We start from the raw sequence: 13,738 nt of genomic DNA, 5'->3' as shown, positions 1-13,738 counted from the left end.
GGGGCACGGATGTCCGACGACGATTCCGAGAAGACACATGACCCCACACAAAAAAAGCTCGACGACGCTCACCAACGCGGCGACGTAGCCAAAAGCCAGGAGGTCAATACCTGGTTCCTGCTGGCCGGCGCGACGCTGGTCTTGTCGACCTTCAACGGCTCGGTCGGCGGCGGGCTGCAGGCGCCGCTTAAGAACCTTCTGCAAAATTCCTGGATGATACGGACTGACGGGCCCGGACTTCTAATGCTGGCCAAGAGCCTCTGCATGTCCATCCTGTCCACGATGGGCATGCCGATCCTGTTTCTCGTGATCGCAGCGCTTGCCGGCAATCTGATCCAGCACCGGCTGGTGTTCTCCACCGAAGGTCTGGTGCCGAAGTTCAGCAAGCTGTCGCCGATGGAAGGCGCCAAGCGCCTCTTCGGCAAGCAGGCGTTCGCCAATTTCCTGAAGGGACTGTTCAAGCTTGTTCTGCTCGGCGCTGTGATGTGCGCGGTGCTGTGGCCCGAGCGGTTTCGTCTGGATGCTTTGATCCATATCGACCCGTCGGCGATGCTCGGCATCACCACATCGCTGACACTGCAATTGATGGGGTCGGTGGTGGCGATGCTCGCCTTCGTCGCCATTGCCGACTTCTTCTTCCAGTATCGCACCTGGTACGAGAAGCTGAAGATGTCGCTGCAGGAAGTGAAGGAAGAATACAAGCAGTCCGAGGGTGACCCCCACATCAAGGGCAAGATCAAGCAGCTGCGTCAGCAGAACATGAAGAAGCGCATGATGGCAGCCGTGCCGAAGGCGTCAGTGATCATCACCAACCCGACGCACTACGCCGTGGCGCTGTCCTATGAGCGCGGCATGACCGCACCGATCTGTGTTGCCAAGGGCGTCGACAACATCGCGCTGAAGATCAGGGAGGTCGCCGGCAAGCACGACATTCCGATCGTCGAAAACGTGCCGCTGGCGCGCGCGCTCTACGCCACCGTCGAGATCGACGAGGAAATTCCGGGCGAACACTACCATGCGGTGGCCGAAGTCATTGGCTACGTCATGAGCCTGAAGCGCGGACTGTCCGGGCGCATGCAATGATTCGCGAAAGCGCCGGGCAAGGGACCGGGAACGTGTTGCGAATCGGCGGATTGGAAGCGAATAGGCCGACGCGGCGCTTGCGCAAGGCCAGCCGATTGATGCACTCAGGAGGCGCGCAAACCCGCGCTGCCGCAACTGCCAACAGGCGACGAACCGTCCGATGACCGCCGAGACCGACCACGATCGCCAGTCGATGACGGCGCAGAATCCGGCTCTGCACGAGCCGGCCCGGCGCAGCGGCAGCATTGTGCTGGTGCTGCTGATTGCCGCCGCGATCATTGCCTGCGCCGTGGCATTCATGACTCTCGGCCGCGCCCAGGCGCAGCCTTATATTCTGGGCCTGCTGGCGCTGCTGGCGATGGTCGGGCTGTTCGTGTTGTTCGCCTTTGCCGCCGGTATTGTCCGCTTTGCCGATCGCGCCTCCGACGATCCGATCATGCGCACCGTGGCCGATAACGCCTTTGACGGTATCGCGGTCACCGATGCGCGGGGCCATGTCGTCTATGCCAATGCTGCCTATCTCACTTTGACCGGCGCTGCCTCCGCGCAGGATGCGCGACCGGTCGAACGCGTCTTCATCGGAAATCCCGATGTCTCCGAAGCCGTCTTCCGCCTGCTCAAGGCTGCCCGCGAGGGCAAGCGCCAGCAGGAGGAGGTCCGCGTTGCGGTGCCTGACGGCAGCCATGGCCGCTGGCTGCGCATGCGCGTGCGTCCACTGGGTGAAGGCAAGCGCGAAGCCAAATCCACAGTGTGGTCGGTGGCTGATATCTCCCGCGATCGGCAACGCCAGGAAGACGTTTTCCAGGAACTGCAGCACGCCATCGAATATCTCGATCACGCACCTTGCGGCTTCTTCTCGGTCAATCCAAAGGGCGAGCTGGTTTACGTCAACGCTACACTGGCGAACTGGCTCGATCACGATCTTGCCGAGATCGGCTCTGGCGGGTTGAAGCTCACCGATATCGTCTCCGGCGACGGCGCCTCGTTGCTGACGTCCATTGTGCCGATGCCCGGCGAAGTCAAAACCGAAGTCTTCGACATCGACCTGCGCATGCGCAACGGCAAGACCATGCCAGTGCGGCTCTATCACAAGCTCGCTTTCGGCGCCGACGGCGTGCCGGGCGCGTCGCGCACCCTCGTCATCAGCCGCGCCCGTGACGAGCGGTCCGATCCGCAGCGCGCCGCCGAAGTACGCTTCATGCGCTTCTTCGACCATACGCCGATGGCGATTGCGACCGTGGACCGCGACGGCAACGTGGTGCGCGGCAATGCCCGCTTCGCCAAGCTGGCGCAGAGCCTCAACACGTCCGGCGCGGTCAACAAGTCGATCCTCGCTGCCGTCAGCGACCGCGACCGCAATCAGCTCGTCTCAGCCATCGGCCACGCCGCCCAGGGGCAGGGCGATATCCCGCCGGTGGAAGCGCTGCTGGAAGGCGCCAAGGAACGCTGGGGGCAATTTTTTGTCACCGCCGTGGAAGAGAACGAGCGCGAGACCGAAGCTGCTATCGTCTACATGCTTGAGACCACCGAGCGCCGCACGCTCGAGAACCAGGTCAACCAGGCGCAGAAGATGGACACCATCGGCCAACTGGCCGGCGGCATCGCGCATGACTTCAACAACGTGCTCTCCGCCATCATGATGGCCAACGACTTCCTGCTGAACGCGCACAAGCCGACCGATCCGTCGTTCCAGGACATCATGCAGATCAAGCAGAACGCGACACGCGCGGCGACGCTGGTGCGGCAGTTGCTCGCATTCTCGCGCCGCCAGACGCTGCGTCCGACCGTACTCAATCTCGGCGATGCCCTCTCCGATATCGATCTGCTGCTGAAGCGACTGATCGGCGAGAAGGTTAAACTCGAAGTCGTGCACGGCCGCGATCTGTGGCCGGTGAAGGTCGACATCTCTCAATTCGAACAGGTGATCGTGAATCTCGCGGTCAATGCCCGCGACGCGATGCCGGATGGTGGCGCACTGACCGTCCGCACTGTGAATGTTTCGGCCGAGGAGGCCGGGCGCCTCTCCTACAAGGGCATGCCGCCGTCGGATTATGTGCGCATCGATGTCAGCGACACCGGCACCGGCATTCCCGCCGATATCGTGGAGAAGATCTTCGAGCCGTTCTTCTCCACCAAGGACGTGGGCAAGGGCACCGGCCTCGGCCTCTCCACGGTCTACGGCATCGTCAAGCAGACGGGCGGCTTCGTTTACGTCGATTCAGAGCCGGGCAAAGGCACCACGTTCCGCATCTTCCTGCCGCGCCATCATCAGGAAAAGGAAGTGGCTCCAGACCCGGCGATCGCCGCCGCCGTCGCCGCGAAGGAAGCCGCTGCCGACGCCAAGCCGCGCGCGGACCTGACCGGGCAGGGCACCATCCTGCTGGTCGAGGACGAGGAAGGCCTGCGCGCGCTGAACGCCCGCGGTCTGCGATCGCGCGGCTACACGGTGGTCGAAGCCGGCAACGGCGTCGAGGCGATGGAGGTGTTCGACGAACAGAACGGCGCCATCGATCTCGTGGTCTCCGATGTCGTGATGCCGGAGATGGACGGGCCGACGCTGCTCAAGGAAATGCGCGCGCGCAATGCGGATATCCGGATCATTTTCGTCTCGGGTTACGCCGAGGAGGCGTTCGAAAAGAGCCTGCCGGAAAACCAGCAATTCGCCTTCCTGGCCAAGCCGTTCGCCCTGAGCGCGCTGATCGCCAAGGTCAAGGAAACCATGGCGCCGAACTAGGGCACGCCGTCACAAAAACGGCTTGGTTTCAAATGCGCCCCAAACTTCGCAATGCACCATAAGTATTTGAAAGCAAGGTGACTCCTCCGCCAAAGGTTCAATCCCCAGCCGCGACCGAGGGCCGCAGCGTTTACCATGGAACGGTGCTTCCCTTTTAGGCTGGGGTAGCCATGTTAGGGGTGTTTTCCCCCTGCCGGGGATTGAGGGAATGACCATGACTTTCACGTTCAGCATGCGCGGCGTCGTCAAGACGATGGCCGTTGTCCTGTCGCTGGCGATGCCGCTCACGATTGCAATCTCCTCTGCCGACGCCCGCGTTGGCGGTGGCAGCAGCTCGGGTTCGCGCGGCAACCGCACGTTCTCGGCTCCGCCGAGCACGTCGACGGCGCCTAACGCGGCTCAGCCGTTCAACCGCACTATGCAGCAGCCGGGTTCGCCCGGCATGAACAGCGCGACCACGGGCGCAGCCAACAAGGGCGGTTTCTTCAACCGTCCGGGCATGGGCATGCTCGGCGGCCTCGCTGCCGGCTTCCTCGGCGCAGGCCTGCTCGGCATGCTGTTCGGCGGCGGTCTGTTCAGCGGCCTCGGCGGCCTGTCGTCGATCATCGGCCTGCTGCTGCAGGTCGGCCTGATCATCATCGTCGTCCGTCTCGCGATGTCCTGGTGGCAGCGTCGTAACCAGACGTCGTCCGCCTATGCTGGTCCGGCCAACTCGGCCTATATCGGTCCGGGCAATGCTCCTGACCAGAATCAGGCGCACATGAACCAGGCGCAGCAGGGTTATGGCGCACAGCCGACCCAGCGCAGTGGTCTCGGTGGCTTCGGTTTCGGCGGTGGCTCGAATGACAAGCCGCTCGATATCGTGCCGCAGGACTACGAGACGTTCGAGCGTCTGCTTGGCGAAATCCAGGCCGCCTGGTCGAACGAGGATGTCGAGAAACTCGGCAAGCTGTCGACGCCGGAAATGGTGTCGTACTTCGCCAAGGATCTCGCCGAGAACAAGGCGCGCAACGACATCAACAAGGTGTCGGATGTGAAGCTGCTTCAGGGCGACCTCGCGGAAGCCTGGCGCGAAGGCGACACCGACTATGCGAGCGTTGCGATGCGCTTCTCGCTGGTCGACAAGACGCTGGAGCGCGGCACCAATCGTCTGGTGGCTGGCAGCGAAACGCCGATCGAAGCGACCGAGATCTGGACCTTCGTGCGCCCGCGCGGCGCCGATTGGGAACTCTCGGCCATCCAGCAGGCGTAAGCCTTGCGTCACTGAAATCGGAAAGCGCCGCGGATCATTCCGCGGCGCTTTTTGTTGGCCTCATGCGTGTGCATTGCCAAGTGATGATCTCAGAGCGGGAATAATCCGCCGGATAATGTGTTGGTCAGTTGCGTCCCATAGCGACTGGCGTTGCGTGGCTACAAAAACAAATTGGAGGAATCGATGCCCACTATTCTCTCGACCATGACCCGTCTCGGTATCTGTGCCGGTGCCGTCGCCGTTTCGCTTGCAGCAACGTCGCCATCGTTCGCGCAAGGCGCGGATACAAGCTTCTTCGTCACCAGCAATGGTATCGGCAATGGCGGCAATCTCGGTGGCCTTGCCGGTGCTGACAATCATTGCCAGACGCTGGCGCAGGCTGCAGGCGCGGGCGCCAAGACATGGCGCGCTTATCTCTCGACGCAGGCCGCGGACGGCAAGCCCGCGATCAATGCCAAGGACCGGATCGGCAACGGGCCATGGAAGAATGCCAAGGGCGTCGTCGTTGCCAAGGATGTCGCCGATCTGCACGGCGCCAGCAACAACCTCTCCAAGCAAACCTCGCTCAGCGAGAAGGGCGAGGTCATCAATGGCCGCGGCGATACGCCGAATCGCCATGACGTGCTGACCGGTTCGCAGGCCGACGGCACCGCCTTTGCCGCCGGTGAGGATCGCACCTGCAAGAACTGGACGAGCGGTACGCAGGGCGCCGCCATGGTCGGTCATATCGATCGCACCGGCCTCAATGAAGAGCCGCCGTCCAAGTCATGGAACACATCGCATCCGTCGCGCGGCCCCGATGGCGGTTGCTCGCAGAACGACCTGAAGAGCACCGGCGGCGACGGGCTGCTGTATTGCTTCGCGTCGAATTGAGTTCTGTTGCTGTAGACGAGCAGCAATACATTCCACTATGGCCGGGCCTGTCCCGGCCATAGTGCGTTTTGCAGCGATAGCTGGATGACGGTGCGGGGTTTGCGCGGGACCAGCGCAGCGAACGAATTCCACGGTGAGCAGTTACCCTGGCACCCCCTGACGCGACATTTGGCGAGGTTCCGCATGCGATATGAGCTGTATTACTGGCCGACGATCCAGGGCCGCGGCGAATTCGTGCGCCTGGCGCTGGAAGATTCTGGCGCGGACTACCGCGATATGGCACGCGGCAAGGGTGGCATGGCCGCGATGACGAGGATGCTCGACAGCAAGAAGGGCATTCCGCCATTCGCGCCGCCGTTCCTCAAGGCGGGCAACATGGTGATCGGCCAGACTGCGAACATCCTGTTCTATCTCGGCCCGCGTCACGGTCTGGCACCGAAGTCCGAAACAGCGCGGCTGCAATTGCACGAGCTGCAGCTCACGATCACCGATTTCGTGGCCGAGGTGCATGACACCCATCACCCCATCGGTGTGTCGCTCTACTATGAAGATCAGAAAGGTCCCGCCAAAAAACGCAGCACGGAATTCCTGAAGGAACGTGTGCCGAAATATCTCGGCTATTTCGAGCGGATATTGAAGGCCGGCGATGGCGCTTATGTCGCGGGCCGCAAGGCGACCTATGTCGATCTGTCACTGTTCCAGATCGTTGAAGGCCTGCGCTACGCATTTCCGAAACGCATGACAAAATTCGAGCGGGAAATCCCACGCCTGATCGATTTGCATGACCGCATGGCGGTTCGACCGAACATCAAGGCCTATCTCGACAGTGACCGCCGCATTGCCTTCAACAAGGACGGCATCTTCCGGCACTACAAGGCGCTGGACAAGTAGCGCAGCTCGCGTGACGAGGCTACCAGAGCCCCGGACACAGACGATAGCGGACGCGCGTCGTATAGTCGGTGTAGCCGGGGAGACCGTCCCGCAAGGTACGCTCTTCGGCCATCGTACGCCATGCGAACAGCACGGCCATGATCAGCGTCAGCGCGGCACTCCACCACGAGCCGAGCCAGAGCGATGTGCCAAGGAAAAACAGAACGGCGCCGCTATACATCGGGTGACGCACGAAATGATAGGGGCCGGTATCGATGACGCGCTGGCCGCGGTCGCGCTGAAGCTTGATGACCGGTGCGGCGAAACTGTTTTCGCGCAGGACCCAGAATGAGATCGCCATTCCCGCGATCGCGAGTGCCGTGCCTGCGACCTCGACGCCAATCGTCATCTGCGACAGGCCGAAGCGCTGATCCAGTCCTGTGACGATCAGCCAGGCCAGTGCCACGGTCAGGAACGCCACCATGAAGACCCGATCTGCCGAGGGTTGTCCCGGCTGTATCACCGGGCCCATGCGTTCCTTGAACAGCGCGGGGTCGATTTGCATCAGCCACAGGCCGCCACCAAGGCCGAGCAGAATCATGAAGAGTAGAAATGACCACGCCGCCGGCCATTGCCAGGTCCCGGCGGCGGTGAACAAAACGGCGCCGACCACGCCGAACCAGATCAGCGTACGTATCACGAGGCGAATGATCATGTCGGGCCTCCTTTGGCCCGCATCCGATACCAGATTCGCGGCAGTGATTGGGCAGGCCTCGCGTCAACGCGACCGGCGGCTGGTCTCTGTCCGACGGTGCCGCGTTAAGCGAGCTGATCGATCCGGGTGCCCTGGCCGGGCGGCAGCGCTGCGCGCGGCGGGGGCGGCGCGGTGCGGCTGTCGTTGTCGTCGTTCTTCTTCGGCTCTGGCGGCTTTGCCTCGATCGGCTTCACCTCAGCGACCGGCGGTGTGCTGCTGACACTTGAAACGCTCATTACAAATTCCCTGTTTCCAACACTTGCAGTTGGACCATGGGCGTGCGCCAACAAGGAGTTGGTAAATCAGGCGCTGCAATTTGCAGCAATCGGGATGGTTCGGCTGCGGTGGTGAATGACCGGTCTCGGACTTCACTACAATTGAAACGAAATACTCACTCGTCCTTGCCGCGGGAAATGGTGATGGTCGCGGAGGTCTTGCTGCGGGTGCAGCGCAGATCGAGCCGGCGATAGCGAAGCTTCACGTCATCGCCACGGAAAATCCCCATGCGGCCAAGACATCGCGTGGTGCCCCTCACCGTATCCGGCTTCGGGATCGTGAAGATGACGGCTGCCGCGCTCGCGACGAGATCAGTGAAAGCCGGCGCCGGCTTGCGGGTCGCGGACGCCGCATAGATCTCGTTGCTGAAATTGCGGCTGGCGCAGCCAAGCCGCAACTGCTTCGCCGCCGGATGCGAGAGGTAGATCACGTTGGCCGCAGTGCGCCCGACGCTGAGCCCGTCGATCTGGCTCTTGAGCTGACGCGCGAGATCGTCGCAGCGGTCGGCGCGGGCCGGCGAAGCGACAAGGGTCACGGTGGCAAGCAGCGCCACAGCCGAAAAAATGCCGCGCAGGCGGTCGATGGACATTCCAGAATTCTCCTCAATCCCCGGCCGCACTGAAACGCGGGACGCGGCTTTATGCAAGGCGCACTGGGCGCAGCCGGTGACTGTTGGAACAGGGGGATTATCCCCGCGATTGCGGGCCTGTCCCCCTGTTTTGAACCCTTCAAAACAGTCGGGAAACCGCCTACAAGGGCCTCAAATCCCCTCCCTTTTTGAGGCCCGACCATGAATGCTCCCACCGCTTTCCCCGACCAGAAGCCCGTACCGCCCTACAAGCACACCCCGCTGTTTCCGCTGGGCGCGGACACCACGCCCTACAAGAAGGTCACCACCGAGGGGGTGCGGGTCGAGAAGGTGCTGGGCAAGGACATGCTGGTGGTCTCCCGCGACGCTTTGAAGGCGCTCTCGGAGGCCGCGTTTGGCGACATCAACCACTATCTGCGCCCCGGCCATCTGCAGCAGCTGCGCAACATCCTGGATGACAGCGAGGCCTCGCCGAACGACAAGTTCGTGGCCTTTGACTTCCTGAAGAACGCCAATATCGCTGCCGGCGGCGTGCTGCCCATGTGTCAGGACACCGGCACCGCGATCATCATGGGCAAGAAGGGCTGCAACGTCATCACCGACGGCGATGATGAGGCTGCTTTGAGCGAAGGCGCCCGCGACGCCTATCTGCGCCGCAACCTGCGCTATTCGCAGGTCGCGCCGCTGACCATGTATGAAGAGAAGAACACCGCCAACAATATGCCGGCGCAGTGCGAGATCTATGCCGAGGGCGATGATGCCTACAAGTTCATGTTCATGGCCAAGGGCGGCGGCTCCGCCAACAAGAGCTTCCTGTTCCAGGCTACTCCGTCCGTCCTGACCAAGGATCGCTTGCTCGCCTTCCTCAAGGAAAAGATCATGACGCTGGGCACCGCCGCGTGCCCGCCCTACCACCTCGCCATCGTCATCGGCGGTACCTCGGCCGAGCTCTGCATGAAGACGGTGAAGCTCGCTTCGGCCCGCTATCTCGACGCGCTGCCGACGCAGGGCTCGCCGGACGGCAATGCGTTCCGCGATCTCGAAATGGAGCAGGAAATCCTCAAGATGACGCAGTCGTCCGGCGTCGGCGCGCAGTTCGGCGGCAAGTATTTCTGCCATGACGTTCGCGTCATCCGTCTGCCGCGCCACGGCGCGTCGCTGCCGATCGGTCTTGGCGTGTCGTGCTCGGCGGATCGCCAGGTGCTCGGCAAGATCACCAAGGACGGCGTCTATCTCGAGGAGCTCGAGCATAATCCCGCGCAGTATCTGCCGGCGATGGAGCAGTCGCTCGGCGGCGAGGTCGTGAAGATCGACCTCAACCAGCCGATGAAGGATATTCTCGCCACGCTGAGCAAGTACCCGACCAAGACGCGCCTGTCGCTCACCGGCACCATGATCGTCGCGCGCGACTCGGCGCATGCCAAGCTGCGCGATCGCCTCGAGAAGGGCGAGGCGCTGCCGGATTACTTCAAGAACCACCCGGTCTATTACGCCGGTCCCGCCAAGACGCCCGAAGGCTACGCTTCCGGCGCGTTCGGACCGACAACGGCCGGCCGTATGGATAGTTTCGTCGATCAGTTCCAGGCCGCTGGCGGCTCCATGGTGATGGTTGCCAAGGGTAATCGCGCCGTCGCGGTGCGCGAAGCCTGCAAGAAGCACGGCGGCTTTTATCTCGGATCCATCGGCGGCTCGGCGGCGAACCTTGCCGAACACTGCATCAAGAAGGTCGAGGTGGTCGAGTATCCCGAACTCGGCATGGAAGCGATCTGGCGCATCGACGTCGTCGATTTCCCGGCCTTCATCATCATCGATGACAAGGGCAACGACTTCTTCAAAGAACTGAACCTCGGCTAAGCGCGAGGCGCGCCCGATGACCTTCATCGGGCTCGATGGGTTCAGCAAGGGCTGGGTCGCCGTCACGCTCGATGGCGACCGGCGATCCGTCGATTTCATCAGCGACATTTCCTGGCTCGCGGCGCAGCGCTTTGCTCGCGCTGCCATCGATATCCCTATCGGCCTCGGGGACGATGGCGTGCGTGCCTGCGACCAGCTCGCCCGCAAGAAGCTCAGCCCGCATGGATCGCGGGTATTCTCCGGCGGGCGGCGCTGGTTGTGGCAGGACTTCACCGATCCCGACCTTGCCAATGCCGAAGCCGAACGACGCGGACAAAAGAAGGTCTCGCGCCAGCTCCTGGCATCTCGGGCCGAAGATCATGGAGGTCGATGGCTTCGTGCGGGCGCATCGTGACCTCGATATCCGCGAAGCTCACCCCGAACTCGTCTTTCTCCGCTTGAATGGCGATGCGCCGCTGTCGTCCAAACATGCGGAGGAGGGGCTCGCGCTGCGTCGTCGTCTACTGATGGCGAATGGCTTCAGCAATCTCGACGACTGGCTGACCGTCAGGCGAGCGCGTACCGGTGCACAACGGGATGATGTGCTCGATGCCTGCGCGGTAGCGCTGGCCGCGCGCGATTGCGTGGGCTGTCTGCCGGAAGGCACCGCACCGCGCGATGCGCTGGGCGTGCAGCAGCAAATCTGGTTCTAGCTCAACTGCAATTCGTCACCTGGTTCGAACACAGCCTGCGCCACCAGCCGCGGACGCCGTCGTGGCTCTCCACCAAGGCCCAGAAGCCGCTACAGGCGAGAATGCGTTTCGGGCCGCCATCGGCGCCGATCTCGCTGCCACCGTCGCCTTTGGCTGGCGTCCATTGCGCGTCCACATGCGGCGCCTGAAACAGCCCGCCCATTCGTGTGTCGCCATTGGCATATTGCGCGCCGATCTTGTTGGCGGCGACCCAGCCGCGGCCGCCATAGGGCTTTGGATGATTGCGCGGATAGACGCTCTCGTCCTCGTAGTCCTTGCCCGGTGGCGTCGCGCCTTCGATCAGGAACCAGCCGTCCTTGAAGCCGAGGATGGAGAACTCCGTCAGCCAGCCACCTTCGGGGACGTTGTCGCCCTTGCGCTTGAATTTGTACGGCGCAGGCAATGTGCCGAGCACCTTGGCCTTCGCCGACGGCCCGGCGCGGACATTCAATCCGTTCGGGTCGCGGTCCTCGGACCAGCCGTGGATATCGCAGGGCATGGCGCCGTCAGGCAGCGTGCCACGTGTCTTCAGCAACTCGGCATGCAGTTCGCGATACCCATCGTCGTCACGCGCGGCGCTCGCCACGCTCGGCATACTGCTTGTCAGCGTGAGATCGCGCGGCCGCAACTCAGCGGACAGCGTGGTCAGTTTGCCATCGCTGTGTGCGAGTTTTGCGACCAGCATCTCTCCTGCATCGAATGCGCTGGCCGGTGTCTTCGGATCGCTTGCGTTGGCCGGATAAACCGCAAGATAGCCGACGGGTGCTTGTGGATTGGATAAGTCGACATGAAACGCCTGACCGGCCACGCGGTCCGGCGGCACGAAAGCGCGGGCGCTTGCAAACCACTCCGGCGTTTCAGGCGAGGGCGTGACGGGCTGCGCGAGGGCTGGGCCGGCAACAAGCAGTCCGGCAATCAAAGCGGCGATTCGGGTCATGGAATTGTGTCGCCGACAGCGCGATTTTGGTTCGACAAAAGGCGACTCAGGCCTGCAGCAAATCAGGCGCATTCGGGTCTCTGCGCAGGACTCGATTCTCCGGTGACCCGCAAGCATGTGGACGAAAAAGAAAAGCGGTGACGACTCAGGCGGCGCTGTTCCAATAGCGATCAGACCACAGACGAATTCGAGGCCGCGCCATGTTGGATGCTCTGAAGCTGAATATGACGGTCGTGACGCTGCTGGCTGCGGCCAGCGCGGTGAATGGGGTCATATTTTATCAGTATCTGTGACGAACTGTTCACGTCGATACGTTGCCTCACAGCCATACCTTGGTTTTTGCGTTGAACCTTTTCGCCGGCCGTGCGCCTCATCCCAGGGGCGGCTAACCGGAGCGTAACAGGTGAACAATTTTCATCTGGTCGTCGTCACTGCAGTTGTGCTCGCAAGTCCGGCCGCGGCCCACGCCCAATCCATCATACACTCCGAACTGACCCGCATCACTCTGGCGGCGTCCGTTGATGCGGCCGGTCGCACGACACTGACGGCGTCCGTGACGAGTGAACGCGGCGGCGGCGTCCCGGGCGGCATCGTCCGCTTTGTCGATGAGACGACGCTCACCGTGCTTGGCTGGGTCGATGTGGCTCAGCCGTCACTGGTGGTCCAGCGACTGCCGCCGGGTCCGCATCGTTTCCGCGCGGACTATATGGGGACGTCGAATTATCTGCCTGTCGTGGTGCAGCCGAGCCAATCCGCGGTGGTGGCCGAGACCATACGCGTCACGCCGGCCGTGGCGCTGTCGTCGTCCGAGAATCCCCGTCCGTCCGGAGCGGTGGTCACGTTGACGGCCGCGATTGCCGGCGGTGTTGGCGTTCCGAAAGGCGCGGTCACGTTTCGCGATGGCGAGCAGGTTCTCGCGGCCCGTGTCGGCCTCGATCGCGCCGGCATGGCGTCGTTCATCACCTCGGCGCTGGCGGATGGCACGCGCTGGATCACTGCTGAATATGAGGGCGACACGGTTCACGCGCCCGCGGCATCGCCGCCGCTGAGGGTGGATGTCGGTGTGGCGCATCTGCGAAGTTCGCAGTTGCGCGCCGGCAACTAGAGCCTTTTCGGTTCTGGTAGAATCAGAATCGAGGCTCTAGCTTTTTGTTGAGACGCGTTTTCCTGATGCGAACCGGTATCCACTTCGCTCGAAAACGCTTTAGGTGCCCATCTGCGGTGCCGTCGCTGCTGCTGCGCGCCGCTTACGGCTGACGATCACCCGGAACAGGACATACTGGATCGCGAAGGCCAGCACCTTGGCGCCAACGGCCACCACCGACACATAGAACGCCCACAGCTTCATGTCGCCGGTCATGGCCACGGCGATGACACCGGCGCCAAGTGCGAACATCAGTGCAGCCCAGGCATAGCCCGCAGCGGTCACATATTCGGGGATCGTCTCGCTGACGATGGGGGGCAGGTAGCGCAGCATCCAGCCCTTGCGCAGCATGATCGCGCCGATGGCGAAATGTCCGATGCTGGGCTTGGCCAGCACAAAGCGCGGATCCTTGGTCAGCAGCGTCGCGCCACCGAGGACGACTACCAGCGCGAGACTGGCATAGGTCATTACATCAAGCTTCTGGCCCTTGACGCGGGCATAGATGAACTGTGCGACGGCACCCGCAATCGCCACGCAGGTTGCCAGCAGGACGTCACCGGTGACGAGGTAGAGCACCAGGAAGACGATGGTGGAGAAGAAATCCTGGCCAAGTTTGGCGAATACGTCCTTCATCGCAGGGC

Annotated in this window: 14 protein-coding genes; 9 read left to right on the top strand and 5 right to left on the bottom strand. The window is 62.7% G+C overall.

What is annotated here, in order from left to right:
- The first annotated feature begins 9 nt into the window (after positions 1-9).
- The 5 genes from flhB (at position 10) to AB8A27_RS16800 (ending at position 6,833) form a co-directional block, all read left to right on the top strand.
- On the top strand, positions 10-1,083 hold the full coding sequence (gene flhB, locus AB8A27_RS16820; protein ID WP_441242881.1) for a flagellar biosynthesis protein FlhB: 1,074 nt from the start codon (positions 10-12) through the stop codon (positions 1,081-1,083).
- Positions 1,084-1,243: 160 nt separating this feature from the next.
- A complete protein-coding gene (cckA, locus tag AB8A27_RS16815) occupies positions 1,244-3,817 on the top strand; it encodes a cell cycle histidine kinase CckA (RefSeq protein ID WP_441242880.1) in 2,574 nt (857 codons plus the stop codon).
- Between the two features lie 214 nt (positions 3,818-4,031).
- The gene (locus tag AB8A27_RS16810; RefSeq protein WP_441244936.1) at positions 4,032-5,069 is read left to right on the top strand and encodes a Tim44 domain-containing protein; all 1,038 of its coding nucleotides are present in this window, start codon (positions 4,032-4,034) and stop codon (positions 5,067-5,069) included.
- Positions 5,070-5,273: 204 nt separating this feature from the next.
- Complete coding sequence (locus tag AB8A27_RS16805) at positions 5,274-5,942, top strand: lectin (RefSeq protein ID WP_441244935.1); 669 nt, start codon at positions 5,274-5,276, stop codon at positions 5,940-5,942.
- Positions 5,943-6,125: 183 nt separating this feature from the next.
- Positions 6,126-6,833, top strand: a complete 708-nt coding sequence (locus tag AB8A27_RS16800; protein WP_441242879.1) for a glutathione S-transferase — start codon at positions 6,126-6,128, stop codon at positions 6,831-6,833.
- 19 nt (positions 6,834-6,852) lie between these two features.
- Here AB8A27_RS16800 and AB8A27_RS16795 read toward each other — a convergent pair whose 3' ends face one another.
- The 3 genes from AB8A27_RS16795 to AB8A27_RS16785 all read right to left on the bottom strand — a co-directional run bounded on the left by AB8A27_RS16795 (position 6,853) and on the right by AB8A27_RS16785 (position 8,431).
- On the bottom strand, positions 6,853-7,527 hold the full coding sequence (locus tag AB8A27_RS16795) for a methyltransferase family protein (RefSeq protein WP_441242878.1): 675 nt from the start codon (positions 7,525-7,527) through the stop codon (positions 6,853-6,855).
- A gap of 104 nt (positions 7,528-7,631) precedes the next feature.
- Positions 7,632-7,802: a hypothetical protein gene (locus AB8A27_RS16790; protein WP_441242877.1), complete on the bottom strand. Its 171-nt coding sequence runs from the start codon at positions 7,800-7,802 to the stop codon at positions 7,632-7,634.
- Positions 7,803-7,957: 155 nt separating this feature from the next.
- Positions 7,958-8,431: a hypothetical protein gene (locus AB8A27_RS16785; protein ID WP_441242876.1), complete on the bottom strand. Its 474-nt coding sequence runs from the start codon at positions 8,429-8,431 to the stop codon at positions 7,958-7,960.
- A 201-nt stretch (positions 8,432-8,632) separates the two neighbouring features.
- Between AB8A27_RS16785 and AB8A27_RS16780 the strand changes: the two genes are divergently transcribed.
- From AB8A27_RS16780 to AB8A27_RS16770, 3 genes are read left to right on the top strand one after another with little or no spacing between them, the layout of a single operon-like run.
- On the top strand, positions 8,633-10,285 hold the full coding sequence (locus tag AB8A27_RS16780) for a fumarate hydratase (RefSeq protein WP_441242875.1): 1,653 nt from the start codon (positions 8,633-8,635) through the stop codon (positions 10,283-10,285).
- 16 nt (positions 10,286-10,301) lie between these two features.
- The gene (locus AB8A27_RS16775) at positions 10,302-10,679 is read left to right on the top strand and encodes a DUF429 domain-containing protein (protein ID WP_441242874.1); all 378 of its coding nucleotides are present in this window, start codon (positions 10,302-10,304) and stop codon (positions 10,677-10,679) included.
- Positions 10,645-10,977: a DUF429 domain-containing protein gene (locus AB8A27_RS16770; RefSeq protein WP_441242873.1), complete on the top strand. Its 333-nt coding sequence runs from the start codon at positions 10,645-10,647 to the stop codon at positions 10,975-10,977. The genes AB8A27_RS16775 and AB8A27_RS16770 overlap by 35 nt, the downstream gene beginning before the upstream one ends.
- 1 nt (position 10,978) lies before the next feature.
- On the opposite strand, the gene AB8A27_RS16765 is transcribed toward AB8A27_RS16770, so the two are convergent.
- Positions 10,979-11,953: an SH3 domain-containing protein gene (locus tag AB8A27_RS16765; protein WP_441242872.1), complete on the bottom strand. Its 975-nt coding sequence runs from the start codon at positions 11,951-11,953 to the stop codon at positions 10,979-10,981.
- A gap of 403 nt (positions 11,954-12,356) precedes the next feature.
- Here AB8A27_RS16765 and AB8A27_RS16760 point away from each other — a divergent pair, with 403 nt between their 5' ends.
- Positions 12,357-13,058 (top strand): Ig-like domain-containing protein, encoded by a 702-nt coding sequence (locus tag AB8A27_RS16760; protein ID WP_441242871.1) that lies wholly within the window; start codon positions 12,357-12,359, stop codon positions 13,056-13,058.
- A gap of 99 nt (positions 13,059-13,157) precedes the next feature.
- Here AB8A27_RS16760 and AB8A27_RS16755 read toward each other — a convergent pair whose 3' ends face one another.
- Positions 13,158-13,730 carry an inner membrane-spanning protein YciB gene (locus AB8A27_RS16755; protein ID WP_441242870.1) on the bottom strand — a complete coding sequence of 191 codons (573 nt, stop codon included), beginning with the start codon at positions 13,728-13,730 and terminating at the stop codon, positions 13,158-13,160.
- Between the last annotated feature and the right edge of the window lie 8 nt (positions 13,731-13,738).

It is taken from the genome of Tardiphaga sp. 768_D3_N2_1, assembly GCF_052076105.1.
In the GTDB taxonomy this organism is placed as follows: Bacteria; Pseudomonadota; Alphaproteobacteria; order Rhizobiales; family Xanthobacteraceae; genus Tardiphaga.
This window is presented reverse-complemented; position numbering and strand designations above follow the sequence as displayed.